Below are 23,568 nucleotides of genomic sequence, written 5' to 3' on the forward strand. Positions count from 1 at the left end.
AACGAGGGTTGGAGATGACCAGATATATATTTGTTACAGGTGGTGTTCTCAGTTCACTTGGAAAAGGAATTTCTAGTGCCAGTATCGGTGCACTTTTAAAAAATAGCGGTTTGGATGTTTCAATACTCAAAATCGATCCGTATATCAATGTAGACCCGGGAACGATGTCCCCCTTAGAGCATGGCGAGGTTTTTGTAACCGCAGATGGAGCGGAGACAGACTTGGATCTTGGCCATTATGAGCGTTTTTTGGATGTGAAACTCTCCAAACTGAACAACTTCACGACGGGACAGGTCTATCTTTCGGTGATTCAAAGGGAACGCAAGGGAGACTATCTAGGAAAAACGATCCAGGTTGTTCCACATATCGTTGAAGAGATAAAGAGTCGTATCAGAAAAGCCGGAAAAGGCAAAGATGTTTTGATTGTGGAGCTTGGTGGAACGGTGGGTGATATAGAAGGACTCCCCTTTTTAGAAGCGATTCGAGAATTGACCCACGATTTGGGAGTGCACAAAGCGTACAATATCCACGTTACCCTTGTCCCATACATTGCTGCAGCTGGTGAGCTAAAAACCAAACCGACCCAACATAGCGTTCAAGAGCTTAGACGTATCGGTATCAGTCCAGATATGATCATAGCGCGGTGTGAACGATCCCTTCCAAACGATGTGAGAATGAAGATCGCTAGAAGTTGTGGCATTCCGGAAAAGAGTGTCATAGAAGCAAAAGATGCAGAAACTATCTACAAAGTGCCCCTCAATTTCCTCAGGCAAAATATTCTTGAACCGATCTCACATCAATTGAAGCTTGGCCATCTCAAACCCCAGATGGATGAGTGGGATATGATCGTCAAGAAGATCATAGCACCAAAAGATGAGGTAACGATCGCTTTTGTGGGTAAATACCTGGGGCTCAAAGAGTCCTATAAGTCTTTGACAGAAGCCCTTGTGCATGCCGGAGCGGCGCTTGATACGAAAGTGAATATCAAGTGGGTGGATAGCGAACTTATTGAGGCAGAAGGGGTTGAAGAGTTTATGAAAGATGTTCATGGTATTTTGGTTGCCGGCGGCTTCGGTGAGCGGGGCGTTCAAGGCAAAATCGAGGCCATTCGATACGCAAGAGAGCATAAAATTCCATATCTTGGAATATGTCTTGGAATGCAGCTTAGCATTATAGAGTTTGCAAGAAATGTTTTGGGTATCGAAGATGCAAACTCTATGGAGTTTGATCCCGATACAAAACATCCTTTTATCTACTTGATAGATGAATTCATCGATACATCGGGCCAAAAACAGATTCGAACCCACACCTCTCCTATGGGGGGAACGATGCGACTTGGCGAGTACGCATGCAAAGTGAAAGAGGGAACAAAATTGTGGGAGGCGTATCATCATCAAGATGTGATTTACGAGCGCCATCGACACCGATACGAAGCAAATCCTCACTACCGGGATATGTTGGAGTCAAACGGTATGATCGTGAGTGGGGAGAGTGAAGAGGGACTGATAGAAGCTGTAGAGATTGAAAAACACCCATGGTTTGTAGGTGTTCAATTCCATCCAGAATTTACTTCCCATTTGCAAAAGCCAAATCCTCTCATTACAGCTTTTATCAAAAACTCTTTAGAGCATAGATGAGAGTACTGACAAAACAAGATATTTTTACAATACTGCAGGAGCGTTTCAAAGAGGGGTTCGTGAAACTCTCTTCGCTTCCGCATCCATCCTCCATGAAGGATATGCAAAAAGCCTCTTTGCGTATCGCCGATGCTATCAAAAATGGGGAAAAAATTGCTATTGTAGGCGATTATGACGTGGATGGAGTGGTTTCGACCGCTTTGATGAAAGAGTTTTTTAGCTTGATAGACTATCCAATCGAGGCAAAAATCCCCAACCGATTCAGACACGGATATGGTTTGAGCCCAAAAATTATCGAAGAGTTGGGTGATGTGGATCTGATTATTACCGTGGATAACGGCATCAGCGCACATGAAGCGGCAACGCTTTGCCAAGAAAAAGGGATCGATCTCATTATAACCGATCACCACACACCTCCCCAGACCCTGCCACCAGCCTATGCCATCGTCAATCCGAAACAGGAGCAATGTTCGTTTGCTTACCCAGAAATTTGTGGAGCGCAGGTTGCCTGGTTTTTGATAGGACAGCTCAAGCAGGATTTAGGGCTGGATGTAGATATGAAGCAGTTTCTGGATATTTTGGCTGTTGCAATTATAGCCGATGTGATGCCCCTTCGACATATCAACCGCTCTTTGGTACAAGCCGGCTTGAAGATGTTTGAACGAAGCGAAAGACCAGCCATAGCCTATCTTCGTTCAGTTTTGAAAAAACACACCTTTCACTCTGAAGACATAGGATTTACCATCGCTCCCATTATCAACAGTGCCGGACGAATGGAAGATGCCAATTTGGCGCTACAGTTTTTGAATGCGAAGGATTTTTTTGACGCGAGCGTCTATTATGCAAGACTTCTTTCACTCAATATGCAAAGAAAAGAGGAAGAGAGGCGGGTGTTACAAGAATCCTTGGAACAAGTAGGAGATGAAAGAGTCATCGTTGTAGCGGGAGAGGATTGGAATGAGGGGGTCGTGGGTATAGTGGCTTCTCGATTGGTGGATCGGTTTTCCAGACCGGCAATTGTTTTGACAACGGATAAAAATGGGGAATTGAAAGGGAGTGGACGCAGTGTGGGCGCAGTAGATCTGTATAAGCTGTTAGAAGGATCGAGTCAATATCTCACTCGCTTTGGAGGACATAAAAAGGCTGCGGGACTTGGCTTGAAAAAAGAGCATCTACAACCCTTCAAAGACTTTATCAATCTACTCGCCCAAAAAATTCCACAAGAAGATTTCATCGATACATCGACAGTATTGGGAGAGCTTCCTTTTAGTGAGATAGATTGGGAACTGATCGATATCCTAGAGAGCTTTGCACCCTATGGAGAAAGTAATCCAATGCCGAAATTTTTTGCTTCTCATGTAGAGGTACTGGAAAAAAGAGGAGTCGGAGAGGATGGGAGACATCTTTTGATGACACTCAGGCAAAATGGCAATATATTCAAGGCTATTCATTTCCATAATGAAACAGATCTGCAAAATGACAGGATCGATATCGTGTATCAGCCTGTAAAAAATATTTACAACAACTCTATCTACATCCAGTTGCATATCAAGAAAATAGTTTGATGACAATTATCACCAAAATTTAATAATAATTAAAAGTTATTAATGTAATAATTGCATCTAATATAAATATTTCATTCAGGAGTGGATATGTCAGAGAAACAGAAACTGAAGCAGGCACAAGAAGTGATGGAAGAGCTGTTGAAAAAAGAGGGACTATCGAGACGGGATGCTCTCAAGATAATGGGGCTTGGCTCAGTAGGAGCTTTTGGACTTGGGGGTTCGACTGCATCTGCGGCCGAAAGTGGAAGCAGTAGTGACAAAAAAGCGACTATCGTCATCGTTGGTGGTGGGGCAGGTGGAATCATGGCACTTGCCAGACTTCATAGAAGTGCGCCGAATGCAAAAATCATCCTCATCGCTCCAAACGATATTCATCTGTATCAACCGGGCCAAGTATTTATGGCTGCAGGGCTCTATACGGCCGATGAGATTAAAAAACCAAACAAAAATTTCATTCCAAATGATGTAGAGTGGGTGAAAGAGAGTGTCAAAGAGTTTGATCCGGACAATAACCAAGTAATTACTGACTCCAACAAAAAAGTCAAATATGACTTTTTGGTTGTAGCCACGGGTCTAGCCTATGATTATGAGCGAATCGAGGGAATGAGTAAAGATCTTGTCGGAAAACATGGCATTTCAAGTGTGTATCTCAACGATCCGGTCAAAGGGGATGTGAGTGGTGGATCAAAAACATGGGAGTGGTTCAAGCAGCTAAGAGCGGCAGCCGAAAAAGCATCCCCGGACAATCCTGTTCAGGCTATCTACACCCAACCGGACACTCCTATAAAATGTGGTGGGGCGCCTCAAAAGATTTTATACCTCAGTGACGATTTCTTGAGAGGTAACGGGCCTGGAGGTGGAGCCGATGTCCATAAAAATGTAAAAGCATATTTTTGTAAAAAAGGAACAAAACTTTTTGGAATCCCTTCTTACAATAAAACCCTTGTCGAAGAAGTAACGCCAATGTATGGCAACATTGAAGATAAGTGGAATCATGTCTTACGAAAAATCGATCCAGTCAAAAAAATTGCTACATTCGAGCATACCTATAAAGTCAAAGGGGAGTGGGATCCGGACCTAGAAGAGTATGACTGGATTACCAAAAAAGAGATGGTTGAGATGCCGTATGATTTCATCCATATCGTGCCTCCGATGAAGCCGGTGGATGCTGTGGCGAACTCTCCTCTTGGATGGCAAAAAGGAACGGCAAAAGGGTGGCTTGAAGTTGACAGATACACATTGCAGCATCGACGATACAAAAATGTTTTTGGTATCGGAGATATTTTAGGTATTCCGCTTGGAAAAACAGGAGGAAGTGCAAGACACCATGGACCGGTACTCCAAGAGAACTTGATCGCTGTGATGGAAGGTAAAGAGCCAAAAGCGAAATTTGACGGATACACCGTATGTCCTTTAAAAACCCAGTATGGCAAGATAATGCTTGCAGAATTCAACTATGATGGACCGGCACCGACGTTCTCATTTTTGGATCCTTCCAAACCGCGATGGATCTGGTGGGCATTTGACTTGTATATGCTAAAACCGATGTATTGGACGTTGATGCTTCGAGGATTGATGTAGGAAGAGGCATGGCAATGGGCAAAATAATCAAAAGGGAGCTTGGGATCTACCTTTTTTTACTTATATTTTTATGTGTTTGGATGCATTACAAAGAGCTTTTGTCACATCCAATAGAGCATTTCAAACATCTTCCCGAGGCCCCTTTTGGCCTATTGCATCCTCTCCTTTTTACTTTTGCTGTCTATTGTATGATTTTAATTGTACGTGTTTTTATTCACTTCATAAGACGACTCAAAAGAGATTAGTTCGCTATAGGTTGCCAAAACGGTTCCTCGTCTATTTTTGGAAAACCTTCCAGTATTTCATATGGCTGAAATTTTGTTTTATAGGCAAAGGATGCACAGCCCTCCACCCAATAACCAAGATAGATCCAATCAAGTCCCAGATTTCTGGCAAGATTGATCTGTACGAGAAGGGAGTAGATGCCAAGAGAGAGTTTTTCGTAGTCGGGATCGTAGTAAAAATAGATTGCGCTAATGCCATCATCCAGGATATCTATCAGGTCCACCCCTACCAGTTTGTCGTCGCGAAAGTAAAGGACCTCTTTTCCAAAGTCGTGTGCTCCTACCACAAACTCTTCGTAGTATGTCTGGACATCCATCTCGATGTACTTCCAGCCGCTCTTTTTCTCTTTGAACTTGTGGTATTTGTTATAGAGGTCGATATGTTCGTATGTAAGTGATGGTTCGTTGATATAGACTTTTGTATTTCTATTTTTTTTGGCGGCTCGTCGCTGGCTTTTTGATGGTTTGAAGTTTTTTACATCGATTCTAAGATTTTTGCATTCGCTGCAGCCTTGACAGATAGGATGAAAATAGGAGTGCCCGAAGCGTCTCCACCCTCTTTTGATCAAGGCACTTGCCAACTCTTTGGTGGCCTTCGGGATGTAGCGATAAAACATTCTCGTTTTTTTATTCGGCAGATAGGCACACTCATAGTCGAGCGTGCAAAAATCGATGGAATGACACTCTTGCAGTTTATTCATACCAAAATTATAGCGAAGTTAGATAGGAAGAACTCTGATGTTTTGCTCGCCAAGTCTTTCTCGTAACGTGTGTTCTATACCAAATAGGGTTCCCGTTGTCGCACTTGCACAGCCTACACATGCGCCCATATATCGAATATAGACATCGATGAAGTCTCCATTTTCCTTGATATCTATGATTTCAAGGTTTCCGCCATCCATCACCAAAAACTGTCTGATGCCTTCATCTATCGCTTTTTCGATGGCATTCCACTTCTCTTCAAATGGCAACTCTTTAAAACTTGCTGTTTTGTTTTGGGTTGTTTGGTTTTCCATTGCCAATCTCCTAATTAAGATAATTTTTATCCTAATTATACTACTGCACACTTAAATGTAGCGGAATGTGAAAATTTAAATAGAAGTCCTGATTTGTTATACTTTTACCACAAAAGGGAATAGGGATGCTTGGTCACATTTTCACAGAAAAAATTACAAAAGAGCAACTTGATCAACTCTTTAACAATCTTAAATATTCGTTAAGTTCCACTGTAGTGTTGTCAACGCTCATCGGTTTCATGGTATATAGTCATGAAAAGAGTGTAAAGGCGCTTTTTTGGCTTCTTTTCATGCTCTCCTTGTCACTCGTTCGCCTCGTAATCAAGTGGCGCTATGAAAAGGCACCCTCTCCCGACCTGCAGTACTACTTTTCTCTTTTTGTCATCTTTCTTGTTCTAAGTGGAGTGGGATTTGCCTCTTTGATCTATCTCCTGTTTCCAAAAAGTGTTTTCGATCAAATTCTTTTTATTTTCGTTATGGCGGGATTGAGTGCCGGGGCAATCTCATCGCTGCATTATTCCAAAACTGCCGTAATACTTTATCAGGTTTCGCTTATATTGCCTGTAGCTTTCCGTCTTTTTTTTGTTCCGGGATCCATTTATCCTGTTATGGGTTTTGTGCTTCTTTTTTATCTTGTGATGATGATCAATCTGTCGTTGCGGACATATCAAACCTATATAAACACATTGAAACTCAAACTGGCCTATTCGCAAAAACAAAAAGATCTCAGTATCCAATCTCAGCGGTTTTATTATCTTTTTCACAATATTCCTTTAGGAATATTTTTCTATAACAAAGATTTGCGGATTACCGATTGTAATGATTTTTTTGCCCATATGCTTGGTGTTTCGAAAGATGAGTTACTGGGTTTTGATATGAATAGATTGCAGGATAAAAGGATTTTGCCTGTATTGAAAGAACCTTTTTCGAAAAAAAACGGTTGGTATCGGGGATTTTATCACTCTACTCTTTCGCGAAAAGTGTTTTTTGTAGAGCTGTATACCACATATATCCAAATCGATCACCAGATTATAGAAGGCCTTGGTGTAGTGATCGATCTAACCCGTCTCAAAGAGTATCAAGACAAAATTGAAGAGATGGCTTACTATGACGAACTGACAGGACTTGCTAAACGAACCGTTCTATTTGAAAGTATCGACCTGGCCATAAAAAAAGTGAAGCGTGATAAAAAATACAGCATTCTGATCTATATGGATTTGGACAATTTCAAAGAGATTAATGACACATTGGGACACAATATTGGCGATCTTTTTTTAAAAACAATTGCAAAGAGAATACAAGAATATACAAGAGAAGTCGATATTGCTGCACGAATGGGTGGAGACGAATTTGCCATACTGCTCCTAGAGATCTCACAAGATAAGAATAGAGCTTTAATCGAAGGGATGGAGGTGGCTAAACGGTTGGCAAAAGCGATCAGCAAACCGGTTACCATTGAGGATCATACCATTCAAACCACGGTGAGCATAGGTGTCGCTTTAATCGATGAGAAGAGTAAGAATGCCTTTGAGATGATCAAGTTCGCAGACAGCGCCATGTATAAAATCAAACGCTCCAATAAAAACTCTGTCCAGTTTTTCAATGAGGAGATGAAAGGGGAGATAGAACACTTGTATAAAGTGAAATATGATCTTGAAAGAGCGCTGCAAAACAAAGAGTTCATTCTCTATCTTCAGCCGCAATTTGATCAAAAGCGAAATATAGTGGGTGCAGAAGCACTGTTGCGATGGAATCATCCTAAAAGAGGTCTGCTTTATCCCGGGGAATTTCTTTTTGTTGCAGAAGAGTTCGGCATGATGCAGCGTATCAGCGATGAGGTGCTTCGACTAGCAAAAAATATTTTAGTGCGTCTTCCCAAAAAGATGAAAATTGCTGTAAATATATCAGGGAGTGATATTTATAGTGAATATTTTTACAATACTCTTCGATCGCTTTTTGACCATTCTCTTTCCAGATATCTTGATCTTGAAATCACTGAGCAGGTTTTGATTAAAGATGCTTCGAAAGCTATGGAGATCATTTCCCGAATAAAAAAAGAGCTCAAAGTAGAATTCAGTATCGATGATTTCGGGACGGGATACTCCTCTTTGCAGTATCTCAGACAACTCCCGATCGATTTTTTAAAGATTGACAAAAGTTTTATAGATGATATGTTCGTAGACGGTAACGACTATATTATCGTATCTACCATTATCAATATGGCGAAAAACCTAGGACTTAATACGATTGCCGAAGGTGTGGAGACAAAAGAGCAGTTTGAAGAGCTGAAAGATATGGGAGTCGATTGTTTCCAGGGATACTATCTTGCTAAACCAATGCCTTATGAGGAGTTTGAAAAACTCCTTAGAACCTCGTCGTTTGCGGAGCATTGATAAGGCTGAAAAACTCCTCGCGTGTTTTTTGATTGGTTTTAAAGATACCTCGAAGAGCCGAACTGACCGTTGTAGAACATATTTTCTCTACCCCTCGCATCTCCATACACATATGGCGAGCTTGCAAAACCACCCCAACCCCTTTTGGTTCAATCGTCTGCATCAAAGCATCGGCGATCTGTTCCGTCATCTGCTCCTGGATCTGCAGGCGTCTTGCAAAAACGTTGACCATCCTTGGAATTTTGGATAGGCCTACCACTTTTCCATTTGGAATATAGGCAACATGGGCTCGGCCGATAATTGGTAACAGATGGTGTTCACACAAAGAGTAAAATTCGATATCCCGTACCAGAACCATCTCGTCATTGCTCGATTCGAAAAGCGCTTCTCCCAATACCTCTTTTGGGTCTTTATGATATCCTTCTGTAAGATGTAAAAAAGCTTTGTAAACCCGCTGGGGAGTTTTGATCAGACCCTCTCTTTGTGGATCCTCTCCAAGTAGTTGGAGTATCGCTTTGACATGGTTTTCGAACTCTTTTTGGCGATCCATCTGCAGCTCCCAGAAAATTTTGTCAATTGTAGCAAAAAATTTGGTTTGAAGCATTATTTTGATAAAATTAGAGCCAAAAATTTTTTCAAAGGATATCGATGGAGATCAATGCGCAAAAGCTCAATGAAGCGAACGCTACAGTAGAAGCGAAGATTGCAAAGCAAGATGTAGAGAAAAAAGAGGAAAAGATAGCGAAAGAGCTGGCAAAAACGATGAATATTCCTGGATTTCGAAAAGGAAAAGTACCACCAGCGGTCATCAAAAAACGATATGGTGACAAACTGGCACAAGATGCAGAAGCAGAACTTGTCAGAGAAGCCCTAGACCAAGCCCTTGAAGAACTTGGTATCGAAAAAGAGGCAATGCTTGGCGAGCCTAGATTTGCCAAATATGAAAAAGGCGAAGAAGTAATCGAAATGGTTCTTGAAATCGGTGTTCGGCCAAATATCGACATTACCGGATACGAAGAGGTGATTCCGGAGTATGAAGAGCCGCAAGTGAGTGATGAAGAGGTTGAAAAGAGAATCGAAGAGCTTGCCGATGCCATGGCTCAGTTCAAAGAGATCGAAGAGGACAGACCTGCCAAAGAGGGCGATCTCGTAGTGATCGATTTTAAAGGGACTCTTGAAGACGGCAGTGAGATTGAAGGCGGAAGTGCACAAAATTTTGAACTTCGCCTTGGAAGTGGCCAGTTTATCCCAGGGTTTGAAGAGCAGGTCGAGGGAATGAAAAAGGGTGAAACGAAAACGATCGAAGTAACGTTTCCTGAAGATTATCCAAACAAAGAGCTTGCAGGAAAAAAGGCAAATTTTGAAGTGACACTGCATACAATCAAAGAAAAAGAAAAAATTAATATCGATGATGAGCTTGCTAAAAAGATGCTCCAAAAAGAGGATGCGACATTGGATGAGCTCAAAGAAGAGGTGAGAAAGCAGCTTAAAAGTGAAAAGCTTTCCAAACTCTACAACGAAGAGCTCAAACCAAAATTAGTGGAAGCTCTTGTTGAGAAGTTCGAGTTTGATTTGCCCAAGAACATCGTAGATCAAGAGATCGATGTACAACTCAACAACAAAGCGGCACAGATGAGTGAAGAGGAGATCAAAGAGCTTCGAGAGAACAAAGAAAAGCTTGAAGAACTTCGAAAAGAGATCGAACCTGAAGCCCAAAAGAGTGTCAAAGCTACATTCATCGTCGATGCACTGGCAAAAGCGGAAGGTATCAACGTAGCAGATCAAGAAGTCGTACAAACGATCTATTATGAAGCGCTTCAAATGGGACGAAATCCACAAGAGATTTTAAAAGCGTATGAGGAGCAAGGGTTGCTTCCAGCTATCAAAATGGCTATGATCGAAGATAGACTCCTTACGCATCTTTTGAGCAAAAAAAATGAGAAACAAGAGGAAAATGCATGAGCTACTACATTCCTTACGTCATTGAACGAACGGGAAGGGGAGAGAGAAGCTACGATATATACTCCAGACTCTTAAAAGATCGCATCATTATGCTCAGTGGCGAGATCAATGATGCGGTTGCCTCTTCCATCGTGGCTCAGTTGCTTTTTTTGGAAGCGGAAGATCCGGATAAGGATATCTATCTGTATATCAATTCTCCCGGTGGTGTGATCACCAGCGGAATGAGTATCTACGATACCATGAATTACATCAAGCCTGATGTCTCTACTATCTGTATCGGACAGGCTGCCAGCATGGGAGCCTTTTTGCTCAGTTCCGGGACAAAAGGAAAGCGATACGCCCTGCCGCATGCTCGTATCATGATCCACCAGCCTTTAGGCGGTGCTCAAGGGCAGGCAACAGATATAGAGATTCAAGCGAAAGAGATTTTGCGACTCAAAAAGATACTCAATGAGATTTTGGCCGAAAACACTGGTCAATCAGTTAAAAAGATAGCCAAAGATACTGAAAGAGACTTTTTCATGAGCTCCGAAGAAGCAAAAGAGTATGGACTCATCGATCAGGTATTGGAGAAGAGTGCTCGATGATTCGGCAAATCATCACTTATCCTGACAAACGCCTTTTTTTGAGAAGCAAAGAGGTAGAAAACTTCGACGAAGAGCTTCAAACGCTGCTTGATGACATGTATGAGACGATGGTTGCCAAAAACGGCATTGGATTGGCAGCCATCCAGGTAGCCGTACCTCTTCGTGCTCTCATTATCAATCTTCCAGATGAAGAGGGGAAACAGCACAAAGAGGATCTCCTTGAGCTGATCAACCCCGTCATTGTCGAGAAGAAAGGAACCCAGGTTTATACAGAAGGGTGTTTGAGCGTTCCAGACTACTACGATGATGTAGAGCGGGCCGAATGGGTCAAGGTAGAATACCAAGACCGCTACGGAAATAAAAAAACGCTAGAGACAGATGGTCTACTGGCCGTTGCTGTTCAGCATGAGATGGATCATCTTGATGGTCACCTTTTCATCGAAAAACTTCCCTATATGAAGCGAAAAAAGTTTGAAAAAGAGTGGAAGAAGAAGCGTAAAACTGCCAAAAGCGGTGTGAAGGTATAAGGTGAAAAAGATCTTTTGCGCTACCCTCGATGGAGTAGACGCAAAAGTAGTGGAAGTGGAAAGCTCTTTTATCCGAGCCCTTCCTGCTCTTTCTATCGTCGGTCTTGCATCGAGCGCTATACAAGAAGCCAAGGATCGGGTCAAATCGGCTCTGTTATCCAATAATTTCTCTTTCCCTCCCCAAAAATAACGATCAACCTTGCTCCAAGCGATCTCAAAAAGAATGGAAGCCATTTCGATTTGGCCATTGCCCTTGGCATTGCATTGCAAAAAGAAGACATTGACTTTGAAGACTATTTCGTTTTTGGAGAGCTGGGACTTGATGGAGTAGTGAAAGATACGGCGATGATCTTTCCCCTTGTTTTATCTCTTGCCAAAAAGCCTATAAAAGTGGTCGTACCATTGGAGAGCTTGTCAAAAGTGCAAAAGATTCCAAATATCAATATTGTAGCAGTACAAACACTTTCTGAAGCGATTACGTTTTTCAAAACAAAAAAGATGCCTTCGCATCAACCGATTCCCTTCTCTTTTCCCTACCTCGAAGCAGATGGTGAAAAGTACTACTATGATCCTTCCTATCCTCTTGATTTCTCAGAGGTCAAAGGGCAGGAGGTGGCGAAGAGAGCCGCTTTAGTCGCCGCGGCAGGGTGCCACAATCTGCTTATGGAAGGGAGCCCAGGATGTGGTAAGAGCATGATAGCAAAGAGACTTCGTTATATCTTGCCGCCGATGAGTATGCAAGAGATTTTGGAAATGGCCAAAATGGCAGCGTTGGATGGAAAAGAACCGAGTTTTACTCCGCTAAGATCGTACCGGTCGCCGCACCATTCCTCCACAAAAGCCAGTATCTTTGGTGGAGGAAGCAGTGGGGCAAGGCCCGGAGAAGTCGCTATGGCTCACAAAGGGATACTCTTTTTCGATGAATTGCCACACTTTGCAAAATCTGTCCTTGAGGCGTTACGTGAACCCTTGCAGGATCACAAAGTGCTGATCTCGAGAGTACACAGCAAGGTAGAGTATGAAACGACTTTTTTATTTGTTGCAGCGCAAAACCCCTGTCCTTGCGGAAATCTCCTTGATAACGAAAAAGAGTGCAGATGCACGGAACTTGAAATAAAACGCTACAAAAACAGGCTTTCTGAGCCCCTTTTGGATCGAATTGATCTGTATGTGCAGATGGCGCCGATGCGAGCTGATGATAGCGCTACTTATACTTCGCAGCAGATGCATGAAATGGTTTTGCAAGCATTTTTAATGCAAAAAGGGAGAAGGCAAAGAAGGTTGAATGGAAAGCTCAAAGAGCAAGAGATTGAGCGTTATTGTATTTTAGATGATGTAGCAGACTCTATTTTGCAACAAGCAAGAGACAAATTTTCGCTATCCCATCGATCTTTGGCGAATATCAAAAAGGTTGCAAGGACGATTGCCGATTTAGAGCAAAAAGAGATAATCGAAAAACAGCATATTTTAGAGGCTCTCAGTTACAGAAGGCGCACAGTAGCGCCTTGAAAGATTATACTCCAAAAAGAGCGACCGACCACTTGGTTACGAAATAGCCACCGACCATCAGCCAGATTGCAAGAACAAGTGCCAAAGCGACCGGTTTCGCTCCAGCTTGTTTAAATTTCTCTACGCTCGTTTCCATACCTAAAGCTGTCATAGCCATCGTCAGCAAGAAAGTATCCAGTTCATTGATGCCATGAAGTACAGGTTGAAGCGGTTCGATACCTACCAAAAAGGAGTTGATACCAGCCATGACTATAAACCACACAGCGAACCATGGGATGGAAATTTTGAATTTTTTGCTTTCACCTGTCGTTTCAGTAGAAACACTTTTTGATACCAATATACCAAGAATAATAAGGAGAGGTGCGATCATCATAACCCGTGTCATTTTTACAATCACGGCGTTGTTCATCGCTTGTTCACTCACCGCACCACCTGCTGCTACCACTTGTGCCACTTCATGAACCGTTCCACCTACATAGATGCCATATACGCTTGGGTCCATATGAAGGATTCCAGATTTAAAAAGGGCAGGATAGGTAAACATAGCAATCGTCCCAAAAAGAACCACTGTTCCGACGGCGACAGCACTTTTATAAGGTTCTGCTTTTAAAACAGGTTCGGTTGCAAGTACTGCTGCCGCGCCACAAACGCTGGAACCTGAGGCGGTGAGTACTGCGGTATCGCGATCGAGTTTAAACACCTTGACACCCAGCCACCATCCAAGGATAAATGTCGTAGCTAGCATGATGGTTGAGACAGTGAGTCCAGCAAGACCCACTTCTGCAATTTGCTGGAAGGTGATGCGAAAACCGTATAAAACGATGGCAAATCGCAAAAGCTGTTTTGAGCTAAACACGATTCCAGGAATCCACTCTTTTGGAATGTGGCTTCGAAGGGTATTTGCATAGAACATCCCGATGACTATACCGATAATCAAAGGGCTGATAGCGAGCGCTTTGATGAAGCTTACTTGTGAGATTTGGATCGCTGCAATAGTGAATAGTGCAACAAATAGGATACCGTTGAGGGTATATTTGATATTTTCCTTGCTAAATGCCATGTCCTTCCTTTGGATGAAATTTATTTATAATTATAAACATATTTATTTAATAAGCAAAATAAATAAAACACTATATAATATTAAAAAAAATTGAAATAGAGGGCATCATGAGAATAACACTACGGCAAATGGAACTCTTTTTGGAAGTTGCCAAAATGGGACATCTCACACAGGTGGCCAAAAAGTATGGCCTGAGTCAGTCTGCTGTTTCCATGTCACTCAAAGAGCTAGAGTCCATTTTAGGATGCAAACTTTTTGAACGCGTCCAGAAAAAACTAGTGCTCAATGAAAAAGGGAGAATCTTTTTTACCGAAATCGAGCCTCTCATCTACAAATTGAGAGATATCGAACGAGAATTCATGACCAGTGAAAACAAAGGACAACTGATCGTAGGGGCTAGTACAACGATAGCCGATTATATCTTGCCCAATATTGTTTGTGAATATATGGAGCAGTATCCTGAAGTCAAAATCTCCTTGAAAATAGGAAATACCGCTGAAATCAGGGAGATGGTTGAAGGAGGCGATATCGATATAGGGTATATCGAAGGGGAGATCATCTGTCCAAACTGCAATACGACGCCTCTTGGTAAAGATGAACTTGTTGTGGTGACTGGGGACAAAGAACTTGCAGCGAAAAAAGAGCATTTCATCGATACCTTGCTTCAGTATAAATGGGTTCTTCGTGAAGAGGGGAGTGGAACGAAAAGCGAATTTATCAAAAAAATTGGCAAATTTGCATCGGAACTCAATATCTATCTTGAATTGCGCCATACCGAAGCGATCATCAATGTTTTAAAAGAGGTACCACAAAGTCTTAGCTGCGTGAGTAAGCTTGCGGTAAAAGATAGACTGGAGTCCGGAGAACTGTATGAGATCAGTATAAAAGGGTACGATTTTAGCAGGGATTTTTACCAAATTGTCTATAAAAACAAGTATCAAAGCGAACTGTTTAAAAAGTTCTCACTCTATGCAAGAAGCCGATTTGCAGCGAAACTAGGAGAGAGTTATGAAAAATCTCTATGAAAACGTAGGATTTTTGGATCAAAAATGTTACCAGACGTATAACCTTCCCGAAGATATCTTGATGGAGCATGCTGCCGCGGCATTGAGTGAAGCGGTGAAAAAAAGAGTGGATGAGGGTGCGAAAATATTGATCGTAGCTGGTCCCGGAAACAACGGTGGAGATGGTGTAGCATGTGCCAGGCAACTGTTAGGCGAATATGAAGTAGGGCTTTTGATGCCCTATGGGGCAAAAAGCGAGATGTGCAAAAAGCAGCTGGATCGCTTCTTGGCCTGTGGGGGAGAAGTAAGTGATGATATAGATGAAGCTGATATCGTTATCGATGCACTTTTTGGAAGTGGGCTTGCCAAGCCACTCAAAGATGATGCCGTACATCTCATTCATAGACTCAATCAGACGAATGCATTCAAAATAGCCTGCGATATTCCAAGTGGAATAGACATAAAGGGCAATCCTTTGCCTATAGCCTTTGAAGCGGATTTGACGATTACGATGGGAGCATTGAAAGCAGCACTTTTTATGGATCATGCAAAAGATTATGTGGGAGAAGTCGAGGTTGCCGATCTTGGTGTTAGCAAGAAACTCTATGAGAGCGAAAGTCTTTGGAAACTTCTTGAAATGAGTGATCTGCTACCTCCCTATCGAGATCGAAAAGACTCCAATAAAGGAAACTATGGCCATTTAAGTGTCATTGCCGGTGAGAAAGAGGGAGCGGCGATCATGGCGGCACTCTCAGCTCTTCGATTTGGTACCGGTCTTGTAACAGTCGTGACGTATGAAAAAATCCATGTTCCTTATGAGTTGATGCACTCCTCCTCACTACCCCCAAAAACCACCGCTTTGGCTGTTGGTATGGGGCTGGGGCTAGAGTATAGCGATGAGGATTTTGAAAGACTTGTCTTGAATAGAGATCTACCTATCGTGATAGATGCCGATCTTTTCTATAGCCAGAAGATATTGCAACTTCTGCAAAAACCGAAAATCGTTCTTACCCCACACCCAAAAGAGTTCTCCTCTTTGCTCAAAATGTGTGCCATTGCACAGGTGAGTGTCGATGAGATTCAAAAAGATCGCATAGGGTTTGTACAAAAATTTTGCGAAGCCTATCCGGAAGCGGTACTTCTTTTAAAAGGAGCAAATCCGATCATTGCCAAAGGGGATCAGCTCTTTGTAAACCCTCTTGGATCCAATGCGTTGGCAAAAGGGGGAAGTGGTGATGTTCTAACAGGGCTTATAGGTGCACTGCTGGCTCAAGGATATGATCCACTGGATGCTGCAATACAAGGAAGCCTTGCGCATGCCGTTGCAAGTCAAAAAGTAGATGTCGCTAATTACGCTTTGCGACCGTCCGATTTGATTGAGGCAATAGGAGATCTATGAAAAGAATCGTTATTCTCTTTAGTGGTACAGGAAGCAATCTTGAAAATATTATCCAGAAGCTGCATAAAAAAACTCTTTTAGTGGTAAAAGCGATTACCAACAATCCTCATGCTAAAGGAATTGGAAGGGCCAAAAAGTATGGCATCGATGTAGAAGTGATCGATCACAAACTCTTTGGGACACGAGAAGTATTTGATCAAAAACTGGTAGAAGTTATTGAAGAAGTCGATCCGGATCTTGTCGTATTGGCCGGATTTATGAGAATATTGACCCCTGTTTTTACAAACCGTATCAAAAATGCCATCAACATCCATCCCTCTTTGCTTCCCCTTTTTAAAGGAGCAAAAGCGATTGAACAAAGTTATCATTCAGATATGAAGGTAGCCGGTGTAACGGTACACTGGGTCAGCGAAGAGCTTGATAGTGGGGATATTATCGACCAGGCATGTTTTCATAGAGAGAATGAGAGCTTTGAGGAGTTTGAAGAAAAAATCCACGCTCTGGAGCATGAACTCTATCCAAAGGTTATAGAAAAAGTTTTAAAAGAAAAATCCCACCAAAAAGTGTAACGGTTATCAATGTGGTAAATTTTGTTACGCTCCATCCAAGCTCTTTTCCCCCTAGCCAGTATACGATACCAAGCTTTACAAGGGTATTGGTATAACTGGCCAAGACGATGCCCGTTAATGCCGGAATGAGACCTAGACGACTCTCTTTTGCCATTTCGCTCAACGAAAGGGTGATTGCATCCACATCAGTGATGCCTGAAATTACAGAGACAACATAGACGCCTATATCGCCATATCTTGTCTCTACAAAGGCGATAGCACCATAAATGATCCCAAAAAGAAGGCCAAACTTGATTGCTTCAGAGAGTTGCAGAGGATTTTTTTCCAGCTCTTCATTATGGAAAGTCAGTTCAGTCGTCGGCGATGTTTTATAAAGATAATAGACATAGATACTGCCGGCAGTGGCAGTGAGGAGATAGGGGACTGCAACCAGTTTTGCTATATTCCAGTCGATCAAAAGAGCTTCTACAAAAACCCGTATAAACATGAAGGTCCAAGAGATTGCAATCCCTGCTGTATAGATTTTGATGAGGTTCTTTTGTTTTGGGAATATTTCAGATAGCGTGACAGAAACTGCGGTGGAGGAGATCAGACCACCTGCGGCACCTGTTATGAGCACGCCATGTCTTTGTCCCAAAACTTTAATAGCTACATAGCCGACAAAGCTAAGAGCTGATATGATGATGGCCATAACCCAGGTTTTATATGGGTTGAAAAGTTTGTATGGTCCTATCATTTTATCCGGCAGAATAGGCAATATAATAAAGGTCATGACCAGTAAAAGCACGACTGCATTGATATCTGTTGGTGAGATGTGGCGTTCGATCTGTTGCAGTTTCGGTTTGATCTCAAGAAGCACTACCGTAATAACGGCCAAAAAAACAGCATAGTTTTCCAGTCTGTACCATACCATCAGGCCGAAAATGAATGTCAAAATGGCAGCCATTTGTGTGGTGATGCCTATCTTTTTAAAAATCTGGACCTTGAAATAGTAGGTTAGGGCTATAAAAAGACCAAAGAGGAGAAATGAAAGTAGGATAAATCCATGAACTTTCATCTCTATCCAGCCACTTAAAAACCCTCCAAGAGCTATCAGTGCAAAGGTCCTGGTTCCCATAAACACATGATCATTTTTAAGAATGTAGGTGAGGGATCTTTGCAGCCCTATCATAACACCGATGGCCAAAGCTATAGATATCAGTTTCACAAGATCGTAGTCCATGGTCTCCTCTTTTTAAACCGACGGTTTAAACCATTTATACAATTCTACAACAATACAGATCACAATCGCCTTCGTAAAAATAGATTCCTTAGGGTGATGCGTGTACATTTGTACTCTTTGCTTTTTGATATGGAGCCTTTGCTATTGACAAAGACCGACCTGTTTTTTTGTGCCTATGTACCTATGTAGTTGTTTTTAACCACTCCTGCCAATGCCCCTTTCCATTTCGAAGCCAAAAAGGAGAATATAAGGGGAACGATAAGTGTTGAAATACTGGAAGCGGCTACGAGAGCTGTAAAAAGATGGGTGTCGATGATCTTCGCATCAAAAAGCAACTTGGCAACAATTATTTCAGTAGTGAGCCTTACATTGAGTCCTATCCCGATAGCTATTGCTTCTTTGAAGGTAAGTTTTTTCATAAAAGCCATAAGAAGAATGCCTAATAATTTTCCTATAAAAGCGGCCAAAAAAAGTAATATTGCAAGCTGTGGAGCTTTGATGAGACCTTCTAGATCTACGCTCATCCCTATCCAAAGAAAAAAAAGAATTCCAAAAAAACCGTAACTTACCGCTTTGACAGCTTGTATTGCATTTTCACCTATATCACCTGCTTTGTTCAATATTGGGCGGATGATGATACCAGCGACAATCGCACCTATGACAAGACCAAGATCGCTATACTCGGCAAAACCACCAAATACCAAAAGAGTGAGTATCATTAAAACGATACGGTTGACGACTGTCGTCTGTGTCCATTTTGCCAGAAGCGATAAAATATATTTCCTGGCGATGAAGGCTGCTGTAATGAAAAGGAGAGCATCGAGCAAAATTTCCATGACCTCTTGCGATTTGTTTTGTGCCATCCCTGTTTCCATTCCGATCAATACAGAGACAAAGGCGACTAAAAATACCTCTATGACATCATCAAGGACTCCGGCTCCAACGATATAGTTGCCTACTTTTGTTCTGAGAAGGTTGAACTCATCCAAAATAGGAACTATCACAGCTTCGGCAGTCGGCATGCCTGTAAGACCAATGACAAAAGCGATGAGCCATCCATAGCCTAGATAAAGAATAATCCCCATACCTATCAAAAAAGGAAAGAGGGTATTGAGTAGGGTTGCGAGAATGATATCGCCGCTTTGACTCTTCATCTCCTTCATATCAATCTGCAACCCTATGAAAAAGAGCAAAAAAAGTACACCAAAATCTGCAAGAAGCGTTAAAATATAGCCATATAGTCCAGATTGCACTACTGTTCCCATTGGAGTATAATGGATACCCATACCTACGAAAAGGGCAGCCAAAATCCCTGGAATTTTGAACTTTTCCAAAAAGCCCGATAAAAAATAGGTAAGACCAAACAATAGTGCCAACAAAAGAAGAAATTGGCCTAAAAACTGTTCGTTCATACAATGATTGTAACTTTTTATAGATAAATGAAAGCTTTTTGACAATCATGTCAGTTTGAAGTAGAATAAGACAAAATCTATCCTATTAGGAGTGCAAATGGCTGATATCTTGAAAATTGGAAAGTATGAGTTCACCAGTAGACTGATCGTAGGAAGCGGAAAATATCCAGATTTCAAAACAACGTACGATGCCACTATTGCCAGTGGAGCTCAGATGATCACTGTTGCGGTAAGACGAGTCAATATCACCGATCCAAATAAAGAGAATTTGATGGACTATTTCAAAGATAGTGACGTGCAGCTTTTGCCAAACAGTGCAGGGTGTACGACAGCCGAAGAAGCGATTACGCTATTTCGAATGGTTCGTGAAGCAACGGGCATCGATATCATTAAACTGGAGATCATAGGCGATACCGAAAAAACACTCTATCCCGATGTGATTGAAACCATCAAAGCGTGTGAAGTACTAGCCAATGATGGATTTACTGTCATGGCGTATACCAATGACGATCCGATCACGGCGAAAAAACTTGAAAATGCCGGAGCTGCAGCAGTTATGCCACTGGCAGCTCCTATTGGAAGTGGACTTGGTATCCAAAATAGATACAATGTGGTTTTTGTCAAAGAGGCTGTCAATGTCCCGGTAATTGTTGATGCAGGAGTAGGGTGCGCTAGTGATGCGGCGATCGCGATGGAATTAGGAGCTGATGGAGTTCTGACAAACACGGCAATCGCTCAGGCAAAAAATCCGATTCAAATGGCTGAAGCGATGAAGTATGCGGTGATAGCGGGTCGCATGAGCTATCTAGCGGGAAGAATTCCAAAAAAACCGTATGCAACAGCTTCCAGTCCGAGTGAGGGGATGATACAATTTTAAATTATACTTGATCTATTAAGGCTTCGTAATGGATGGATGGCGTTATGTAATAGAAGATATTCTAGTCTTTTTGAAAAAAGAGATGAACGCCATCCTTATGCTTCTTTTTGTCTTTGTTGTAGGGACTATAGGATATGGTAAGATTGATGGATGGCAACATAGCCCTATAGATTACCTTTATATGACTTTTATAACGGTATCTACTATAGGCTATGGCGAAATCGTTCATATAGATACCGTTGAAGGCCGCATTTTTACTATTGTCATATCGATATTGGGAATCGGTCTTTTTGGATATATTTTCTCCAAATTGACCGCATATCTTTTTGATAGAGAGTTGCATGAAAAGTGGAAAAGAAGAAAAATGATAGAAAATATTAAAAATCTCAAAGATCACGCGATAGTTTGCGAAGGTTTTCAAGGCTATACCCCTTATGTCATTGATGAGCTACGTAAGAGTAAAATTCCTTTCGTTGTAATCGGGGAAAATGAAAAGGCGGTAGAAAAATTTATCTCTCGATTTGGAGAGATGTATCATTTAGTAGATTCTTGTATCGAAGATGAGGCTCTTTTGAGAGCTAACATAAGAAAAGCGAAGTATCTTTTTGCGCTTTCTCATGATGACAATATCAATCTTCTTGCTTCTGTCTCCGCTAAATTTTTAAAACCTGAAATTAAAATAGTTGCAAGATGCAAAAATCATGAATTTATCCGAAAATGCAAACATATTGGAGTCGATTTTGCAATTTCACCAGAGTATCTTGGTGGCAAATTATTGGCTTATGAGGCGATACGGCCAACAGTCGCTCACTTCTTGGAAGATATGTTTGAAAAAAAGATCATTCATGAAGGGATCGGTTTTGATGAGGTGATCGTTACTTCCAAATGGCATGGAAAACGTCTTTTAGATCTCCCTTTGCGAAATCTATCACAAGTTCTTATTATTGCATTGAAAAGAAAAAAGGAGACGCTGTACAATCCTAAACGAGAAATGAAAATGCAAGAAAATGATATATTGATCGTTTCTGGCTCTTTAGAAGAGATCAGGAAATTGAAAGAACTTATGACTTCTTAAATCCACCTAGTTAATTTTAAATAACGGCATCTATTTCAATATAAGCATAATTATTATATAATTATAGTTTATTTCATATGTAAAGGAACACTACTATGGCCTTGGAAAATTTGACATCCCAAAACTTCAACGAAAAGGTTGCATCACATGATATTGTGATTCTTGACTTTTGGGCACCTTGGTGTGGTCCCTGTAAAGAGTTTGGTCCAATTTTCGAAAAAGTCTCCCAAAAACATCCGGAAATACTTTTTGGAAAGATCAACACGGAAGAAGAAAGAGATTTGGCAGCTCATTTCAACATCACTTCCATTCCAACCGTTGCTATCATTAGAGAAGGTATCGTACTGTTTATGCAGCCAGGACTCTTACCCGAAGAGGCTTTGGAAGATCTTATCCGTCAAGTTAAAGAGCTTGATATGGATAAGGTACGAGAAGAGATTGCACAGCAAGAGCAAAATGGATAAGGCAACGCCTTATCCCAATGATCATATTTTTACAATGCCCAAGAGATTGAGCATCATAAAAACAAGGGCGACCGGAGCGATGTAGCGGATACTGAATAACCAAACAGAGTAGAGTTTTCCAGTGAGTTCTCCCGGTTTTTGTAGATGAGTCTGTACTTGCGTTTTGGGAAGGACATATCCAACAAAGATAACGATTGCAAATCCACCGAGCGGCAGAAGTATCGAGTCTGTTGTAAACTCTAAAATGTCAAAAAGCGGTTTGCCCCCAATACTAAAAACTTTTCCCCAACTGTTTGTAAATGAAAGAAGTGCCGCTATCCCGATGAGCCAATAGATAATACTCGTAATCACGACAGCTTTTGTTCGTGTCACATTAAATCTATCGATGAGATACTGCACCACTGGTTCTACAAGGCTCACTGCTGATGTTAGGCCCGCAAAAGCCAAGGCAAGAAAGAAGAGAAGGGCGAAAAATATACCCAAAGTTCCAAAGTTGTTCAAAATTGTTGGTAAAGATATGAAAACAAGGCCAGGTCCCTGTCCAGGTTTGGCGCCAAATTGAAACAAAAAGCTAAAAATTACAAGTCCTGCCACGAGTGCAATGAGCGTATCCATAAATGTAACGATAAATGCCGTTTTTGTAATGTTCGCATCTTTTGGCAAAGAGGCAGCATAGGTCATGATAGCACCCATACCGAGAGAAAGAGTGAAAAAAGAGTGTCCAATGGCACGGATAAAAGCTTCAGAGTTCAACTTGTCCCATTTTGGTTCGAACATAAAGGCCAAAGCCTTGGAAAAACCTTCCAACGAAGAAGCATAGGCTAAAAGACCAAAAAGTATGATCATGAGTGCGGGCATCAAGATGAGGTTGACTTTTTCGATGCCGCCTTTTATTCCTCTATGGACCACATATCCGACGATAATAACAGAGACGGTATGGAAAAATATTTGCGCCAAGATCTCATTCCCTACTAAATCGGAAAAGATATTTTTTGCAGTCTGAGTATCGGATGGCAGACCTTGCAGAAGTACATAGAAAAGATAATAGAGAATCCAACCTATAACGACTGAGTAGAATGTCATGATGATAACACCGTTAAAACCCATGAAGCCGGCATATTTCCACCATTTTTTATTAGGTGGCGCCAACTCTTCAAAAGAGCTGACCGTATCTTTTTTTCCAAGTGCACCTATGAGCATCTCGGCAATCATGACAGAAAATCCTATGAAAGCGATCGTTACGAGATAGACAAGGACAAACGCACCTCCACCATATTCACCCGTCATATAGGGGAATTTCCATATATTACCTAGGCCCACAGCACTTCCCGCCGCAGCCATAATAAACCCGATCTTGCTAAATTTTTGTATTTTCAAGATCTCTCCTGTAATTTTGTTTTCGATATTATAGCAATCATTATAAAG

19 protein-coding genes and 2 pseudogenes are annotated in these 23,568 nt (G+C 41.6%); 14 read left to right on the top strand and 7 right to left on the bottom strand.

What is annotated here, in order from left to right:
• Nucleotides 1-14: 14 nt before the first annotated feature.
• The 3 genes from NIS_RS00845 to NIS_RS00855 all read left to right on the top strand — a co-directional run bounded on the left by NIS_RS00845 (nucleotide 15) and on the right by NIS_RS00855 (nucleotide 4,783).
• Nucleotides 15-1,637 carry a CTP synthase gene (locus NIS_RS00845; RefSeq protein ID WP_012081534.1) on the top strand — a complete coding sequence of 541 codons (1,623 nt, stop codon included), beginning with the start codon at nucleotides 15-17 and terminating at the stop codon, nucleotides 1,635-1,637.
• Nucleotides 1,634-3,202, top strand: a complete 1,569-nt coding sequence (gene recJ, locus NIS_RS00850; RefSeq protein ID WP_012081535.1) for a single-stranded-DNA-specific exonuclease RecJ — start codon at nucleotides 1,634-1,636, stop codon at nucleotides 3,200-3,202. Before NIS_RS00845 ends, recJ begins: the two co-directional genes overlap by 4 nt.
• Nucleotides 3,203-3,289: 87 nt before the next feature.
• Nucleotides 3,290-4,783 carry an NAD(P)/FAD-dependent oxidoreductase gene (locus NIS_RS00855; RefSeq protein ID WP_012081536.1) on the top strand — a complete coding sequence of 498 codons (1,494 nt, stop codon included), beginning with the start codon at nucleotides 3,290-3,292 and terminating at the stop codon, nucleotides 4,781-4,783.
• Nucleotides 4,784-5,024: 241 nt separating this feature from the next.
• Here NIS_RS00855 and NIS_RS00865 read toward each other — a convergent pair whose 3' ends face one another.
• Nucleotides 5,025-5,768: an arginyltransferase gene (locus NIS_RS00865; RefSeq protein ID WP_012081538.1), complete on the bottom strand. Its 744-nt coding sequence runs from the start codon at nucleotides 5,766-5,768 to the stop codon at nucleotides 5,025-5,027.
• An 18-nt stretch (nucleotides 5,769-5,786) separates the two neighbouring features.
• Nucleotides 5,787-6,047: pseudogene (locus NIS_RS00870) on the bottom strand (NifU family protein); the annotation flags it as partial.
• Nucleotides 6,048-6,208: 161 nt separating this feature from the next.
• Here NIS_RS00870 and NIS_RS00875 point away from each other — a divergent pair.
• Entirely contained in the window at nucleotides 6,209-8,476 is a 2,268-nt protein-coding gene (locus NIS_RS00875) for a putative bifunctional diguanylate cyclase/phosphodiesterase (RefSeq protein WP_012081540.1), read from the top strand.
• On the opposite strand, the gene folE is transcribed toward NIS_RS00875, so the two are convergent.
• Nucleotides 8,448-9,026, bottom strand: a complete 579-nt coding sequence (folE, locus tag NIS_RS00880; RefSeq protein WP_012081541.1) for a GTP cyclohydrolase I FolE — start codon at nucleotides 9,024-9,026, stop codon at nucleotides 8,448-8,450. The two genes, NIS_RS00875 and folE, sit on opposite strands and share 29 nt — an antisense overlap.
• A gap of 98 nt (nucleotides 9,027-9,124) precedes the next feature.
• On the opposite strand from folE, the gene tig reads away from it, so the two are divergent.
• From tig to NIS_RS00900, 4 genes and pseudogenes are all read left to right on the top strand, one after another.
• A complete protein-coding gene (tig, locus tag NIS_RS00885) occupies nucleotides 9,125-10,438 on the top strand; it encodes a trigger factor (protein WP_012081542.1) in 1,314 nt (437 codons plus the stop codon).
• Nucleotides 10,435-11,025: an ATP-dependent Clp endopeptidase proteolytic subunit ClpP gene (gene clpP, locus NIS_RS00890; RefSeq protein ID WP_012081543.1), complete on the top strand. Its 591-nt coding sequence runs from the start codon at nucleotides 10,435-10,437 to the stop codon at nucleotides 11,023-11,025. Before tig ends, clpP begins: the two co-directional genes overlap by 4 nt.
• On the top strand, nucleotides 11,022-11,552 hold the full coding sequence (gene def / locus NIS_RS00895; protein ID WP_012081544.1) for a peptide deformylase: 531 nt from the start codon (nucleotides 11,022-11,024) through the stop codon (nucleotides 11,550-11,552). The genes clpP and def overlap by 4 nt, the downstream gene beginning before the upstream one ends.
• Before the next feature lie 55 nt (nucleotides 11,553-11,607).
• A pseudogene (locus NIS_RS00900) lies at nucleotides 11,608-13,061 on the top strand (YifB family Mg chelatase-like AAA ATPase).
• Nucleotides 13,062-13,065: 4 nt separating this feature from the next.
• On the opposite strand, the gene NIS_RS00905 reads toward NIS_RS00900, so the two are convergent.
• A complete protein-coding gene (locus tag NIS_RS00905) occupies nucleotides 13,066-14,121 on the bottom strand; it encodes a YeiH family protein (RefSeq protein WP_012081545.1) in 1,056 nt (351 codons plus the stop codon).
• A 107-nt stretch (nucleotides 14,122-14,228) separates the two neighbouring features.
• On the opposite strand from NIS_RS00905, the gene NIS_RS00910 reads away from it, so the two are divergent.
• From NIS_RS00910 to purN, 3 genes are read left to right on the top strand one after another with little or no spacing between them, the layout of a single operon-like run.
• Nucleotides 14,229-15,146, top strand: coding sequence for a LysR substrate-binding domain-containing protein (locus NIS_RS00910; RefSeq protein ID WP_012081546.1), 918 nt, complete (start codon nucleotides 14,229-14,231; stop codon nucleotides 15,144-15,146).
• Entirely contained in the window at nucleotides 15,130-16,524 is a 1,395-nt protein-coding gene (locus tag NIS_RS00915) for a bifunctional ADP-dependent NAD(P)H-hydrate dehydratase/NAD(P)H-hydrate epimerase (RefSeq protein WP_012081547.1), read from the top strand. The genes NIS_RS00910 and NIS_RS00915 overlap by 17 nt, the downstream gene beginning before the upstream one ends.
• Nucleotides 16,521-17,093: a phosphoribosylglycinamide formyltransferase gene (gene purN, locus NIS_RS00920; protein ID WP_012081548.1), complete on the top strand. Its 573-nt coding sequence runs from the start codon at nucleotides 16,521-16,523 to the stop codon at nucleotides 17,091-17,093. The genes NIS_RS00915 and purN overlap by 4 nt, the downstream gene beginning before the upstream one ends.
• Here the strand turns inward: purN and NIS_RS00925 are convergent.
• Both NIS_RS00925 and NIS_RS00930 read right to left on the bottom strand, forming a co-directional pair.
• Complete coding sequence (locus NIS_RS00925) at nucleotides 17,050-18,315, bottom strand: MgtC/SapB family protein (protein WP_012081549.1); 1,266 nt, start codon at nucleotides 18,313-18,315, stop codon at nucleotides 17,050-17,052. The genes purN and NIS_RS00925 overlap by 44 nt on opposite strands.
• A 173-nt stretch (nucleotides 18,316-18,488) precedes the next feature.
• Nucleotides 18,489-19,727 (bottom strand): cation:proton antiporter, encoded by a 1,239-nt coding sequence (locus NIS_RS00930; RefSeq protein WP_012081550.1) that lies wholly within the window; start codon nucleotides 19,725-19,727, stop codon nucleotides 18,489-18,491.
• Nucleotides 19,728-19,824: 97 nt separating this feature from the next.
• Here NIS_RS00930 and NIS_RS00935 point away from each other — a divergent pair, with 97 nt between their 5' ends.
• The 3 genes from NIS_RS00935 (at nucleotide 19,825) to trxA (ending at nucleotide 22,143) form a co-directional block, all read left to right on the top strand.
• Nucleotides 19,825-20,604 carry a thiazole synthase gene (locus tag NIS_RS00935; RefSeq protein ID WP_012081551.1) on the top strand — a complete coding sequence of 260 codons (780 nt, stop codon included), beginning with the start codon at nucleotides 19,825-19,827 and terminating at the stop codon, nucleotides 20,602-20,604.
• 28 nt (nucleotides 20,605-20,632) lie between these two features.
• Nucleotides 20,633-21,679 carry a potassium channel family protein gene (locus NIS_RS00940; protein WP_012081552.1) on the top strand — a complete coding sequence of 349 codons (1,047 nt, stop codon included), beginning with the start codon at nucleotides 20,633-20,635 and terminating at the stop codon, nucleotides 21,677-21,679.
• A 95-nt stretch (nucleotides 21,680-21,774) separates the two neighbouring features.
• Nucleotides 21,775-22,143 (top strand): thioredoxin, encoded by a 369-nt coding sequence (gene trxA, locus NIS_RS00945; protein WP_012081553.1) that lies wholly within the window; start codon nucleotides 21,775-21,777, stop codon nucleotides 22,141-22,143.
• Nucleotides 22,144-22,164: 21 nt separating this feature from the next.
• Here trxA and NIS_RS00950 read toward each other — a convergent pair whose 3' ends face one another.
• Nucleotides 22,165-23,520, bottom strand: a complete 1,356-nt coding sequence (locus NIS_RS00950) for a sodium-dependent transporter (protein WP_012081554.1) — start codon at nucleotides 23,518-23,520, stop codon at nucleotides 22,165-22,167.
• Between the last annotated feature and the right edge of the window lie 48 nt (nucleotides 23,521-23,568).

Origin of the sequence: Nitratiruptor sp. SB155-2 (assembly GCF_000010325.1) — a bacterium.
Taxonomy (GTDB): Bacteria; Campylobacterota; Campylobacteria; order Campylobacterales; family Nitratiruptoraceae; genus Nitratiruptor.

Coding starts and splice junctions, on each gene's coding strand:
- NIS_RS00845 (WP_012081534.1), top strand. CDS start 15: ATGACCAGATATATATTTGTTACAGGTGGTGTTCTCAGTTCACTTGGA.
- recJ (WP_012081535.1), top strand. CDS start 1,634: ATGAGAGTACTGACAAAACAAGATATTTTTACAATACTGCAGGAGCGT.
- NIS_RS00855 (WP_012081536.1), top strand. CDS start 3,290: ATGTCAGAGAAACAGAAACTGAAGCAGGCACAAGAAGTGATGGAAGAG.
- NIS_RS00865 (WP_012081538.1), bottom strand. CDS start 5,768: ATGAATAAACTGCAAGAGTGTCATTCCATCGATTTTTGCACGCTCGAC.
- NIS_RS00875 (WP_012081540.1), top strand. CDS start 6,209: ATGCTTGGTCACATTTTCACAGAAAAAATTACAAAAGAGCAACTTGAT.
- folE (WP_012081541.1), bottom strand. CDS start 9,026: ATGGATCGCCAAAAAGAGTTCGAAAACCATGTCAAAGCGATACTCCAA.
- tig (WP_012081542.1), top strand. CDS start 9,125: ATGGAGATCAATGCGCAAAAGCTCAATGAAGCGAACGCTACAGTAGAA.
- clpP (WP_012081543.1), top strand. CDS start 10,435: ATGAGCTACTACATTCCTTACGTCATTGAACGAACGGGAAGGGGAGAG.
- def (WP_012081544.1), top strand. CDS start 11,022: ATGATTCGGCAAATCATCACTTATCCTGACAAACGCCTTTTTTTGAGA.
- NIS_RS00905 (WP_012081545.1), bottom strand. CDS start 14,121: ATGGCATTTAGCAAGGAAAATATCAAATATACCCTCAACGGTATCCTA.
- NIS_RS00910 (WP_012081546.1), top strand. CDS start 14,229: ATGAGAATAACACTACGGCAAATGGAACTCTTTTTGGAAGTTGCCAAA.
- NIS_RS00915 (WP_012081547.1), top strand. CDS start 15,130: ATGAAAAATCTCTATGAAAACGTAGGATTTTTGGATCAAAAATGTTAC.
- purN (WP_012081548.1), top strand. CDS start 16,521: ATGAAAAGAATCGTTATTCTCTTTAGTGGTACAGGAAGCAATCTTGAA.
- NIS_RS00925 (WP_012081549.1), bottom strand. CDS start 18,315: ATGGACTACGATCTTGTGAAACTGATATCTATAGCTTTGGCCATCGGT.
- NIS_RS00930 (WP_012081550.1), bottom strand. CDS start 19,727: ATGAACGAACAGTTTTTAGGCCAATTTCTTCTTTTGTTGGCACTATTG.
- NIS_RS00935 (WP_012081551.1), top strand. CDS start 19,825: ATGGCTGATATCTTGAAAATTGGAAAGTATGAGTTCACCAGTAGACTG.
- NIS_RS00940 (WP_012081552.1), top strand. CDS start 20,633: ATGGATGGATGGCGTTATGTAATAGAAGATATTCTAGTCTTTTTGAAA.
- trxA (WP_012081553.1), top strand. CDS start 21,775: ATGGCCTTGGAAAATTTGACATCCCAAAACTTCAACGAAAAGGTTGCA.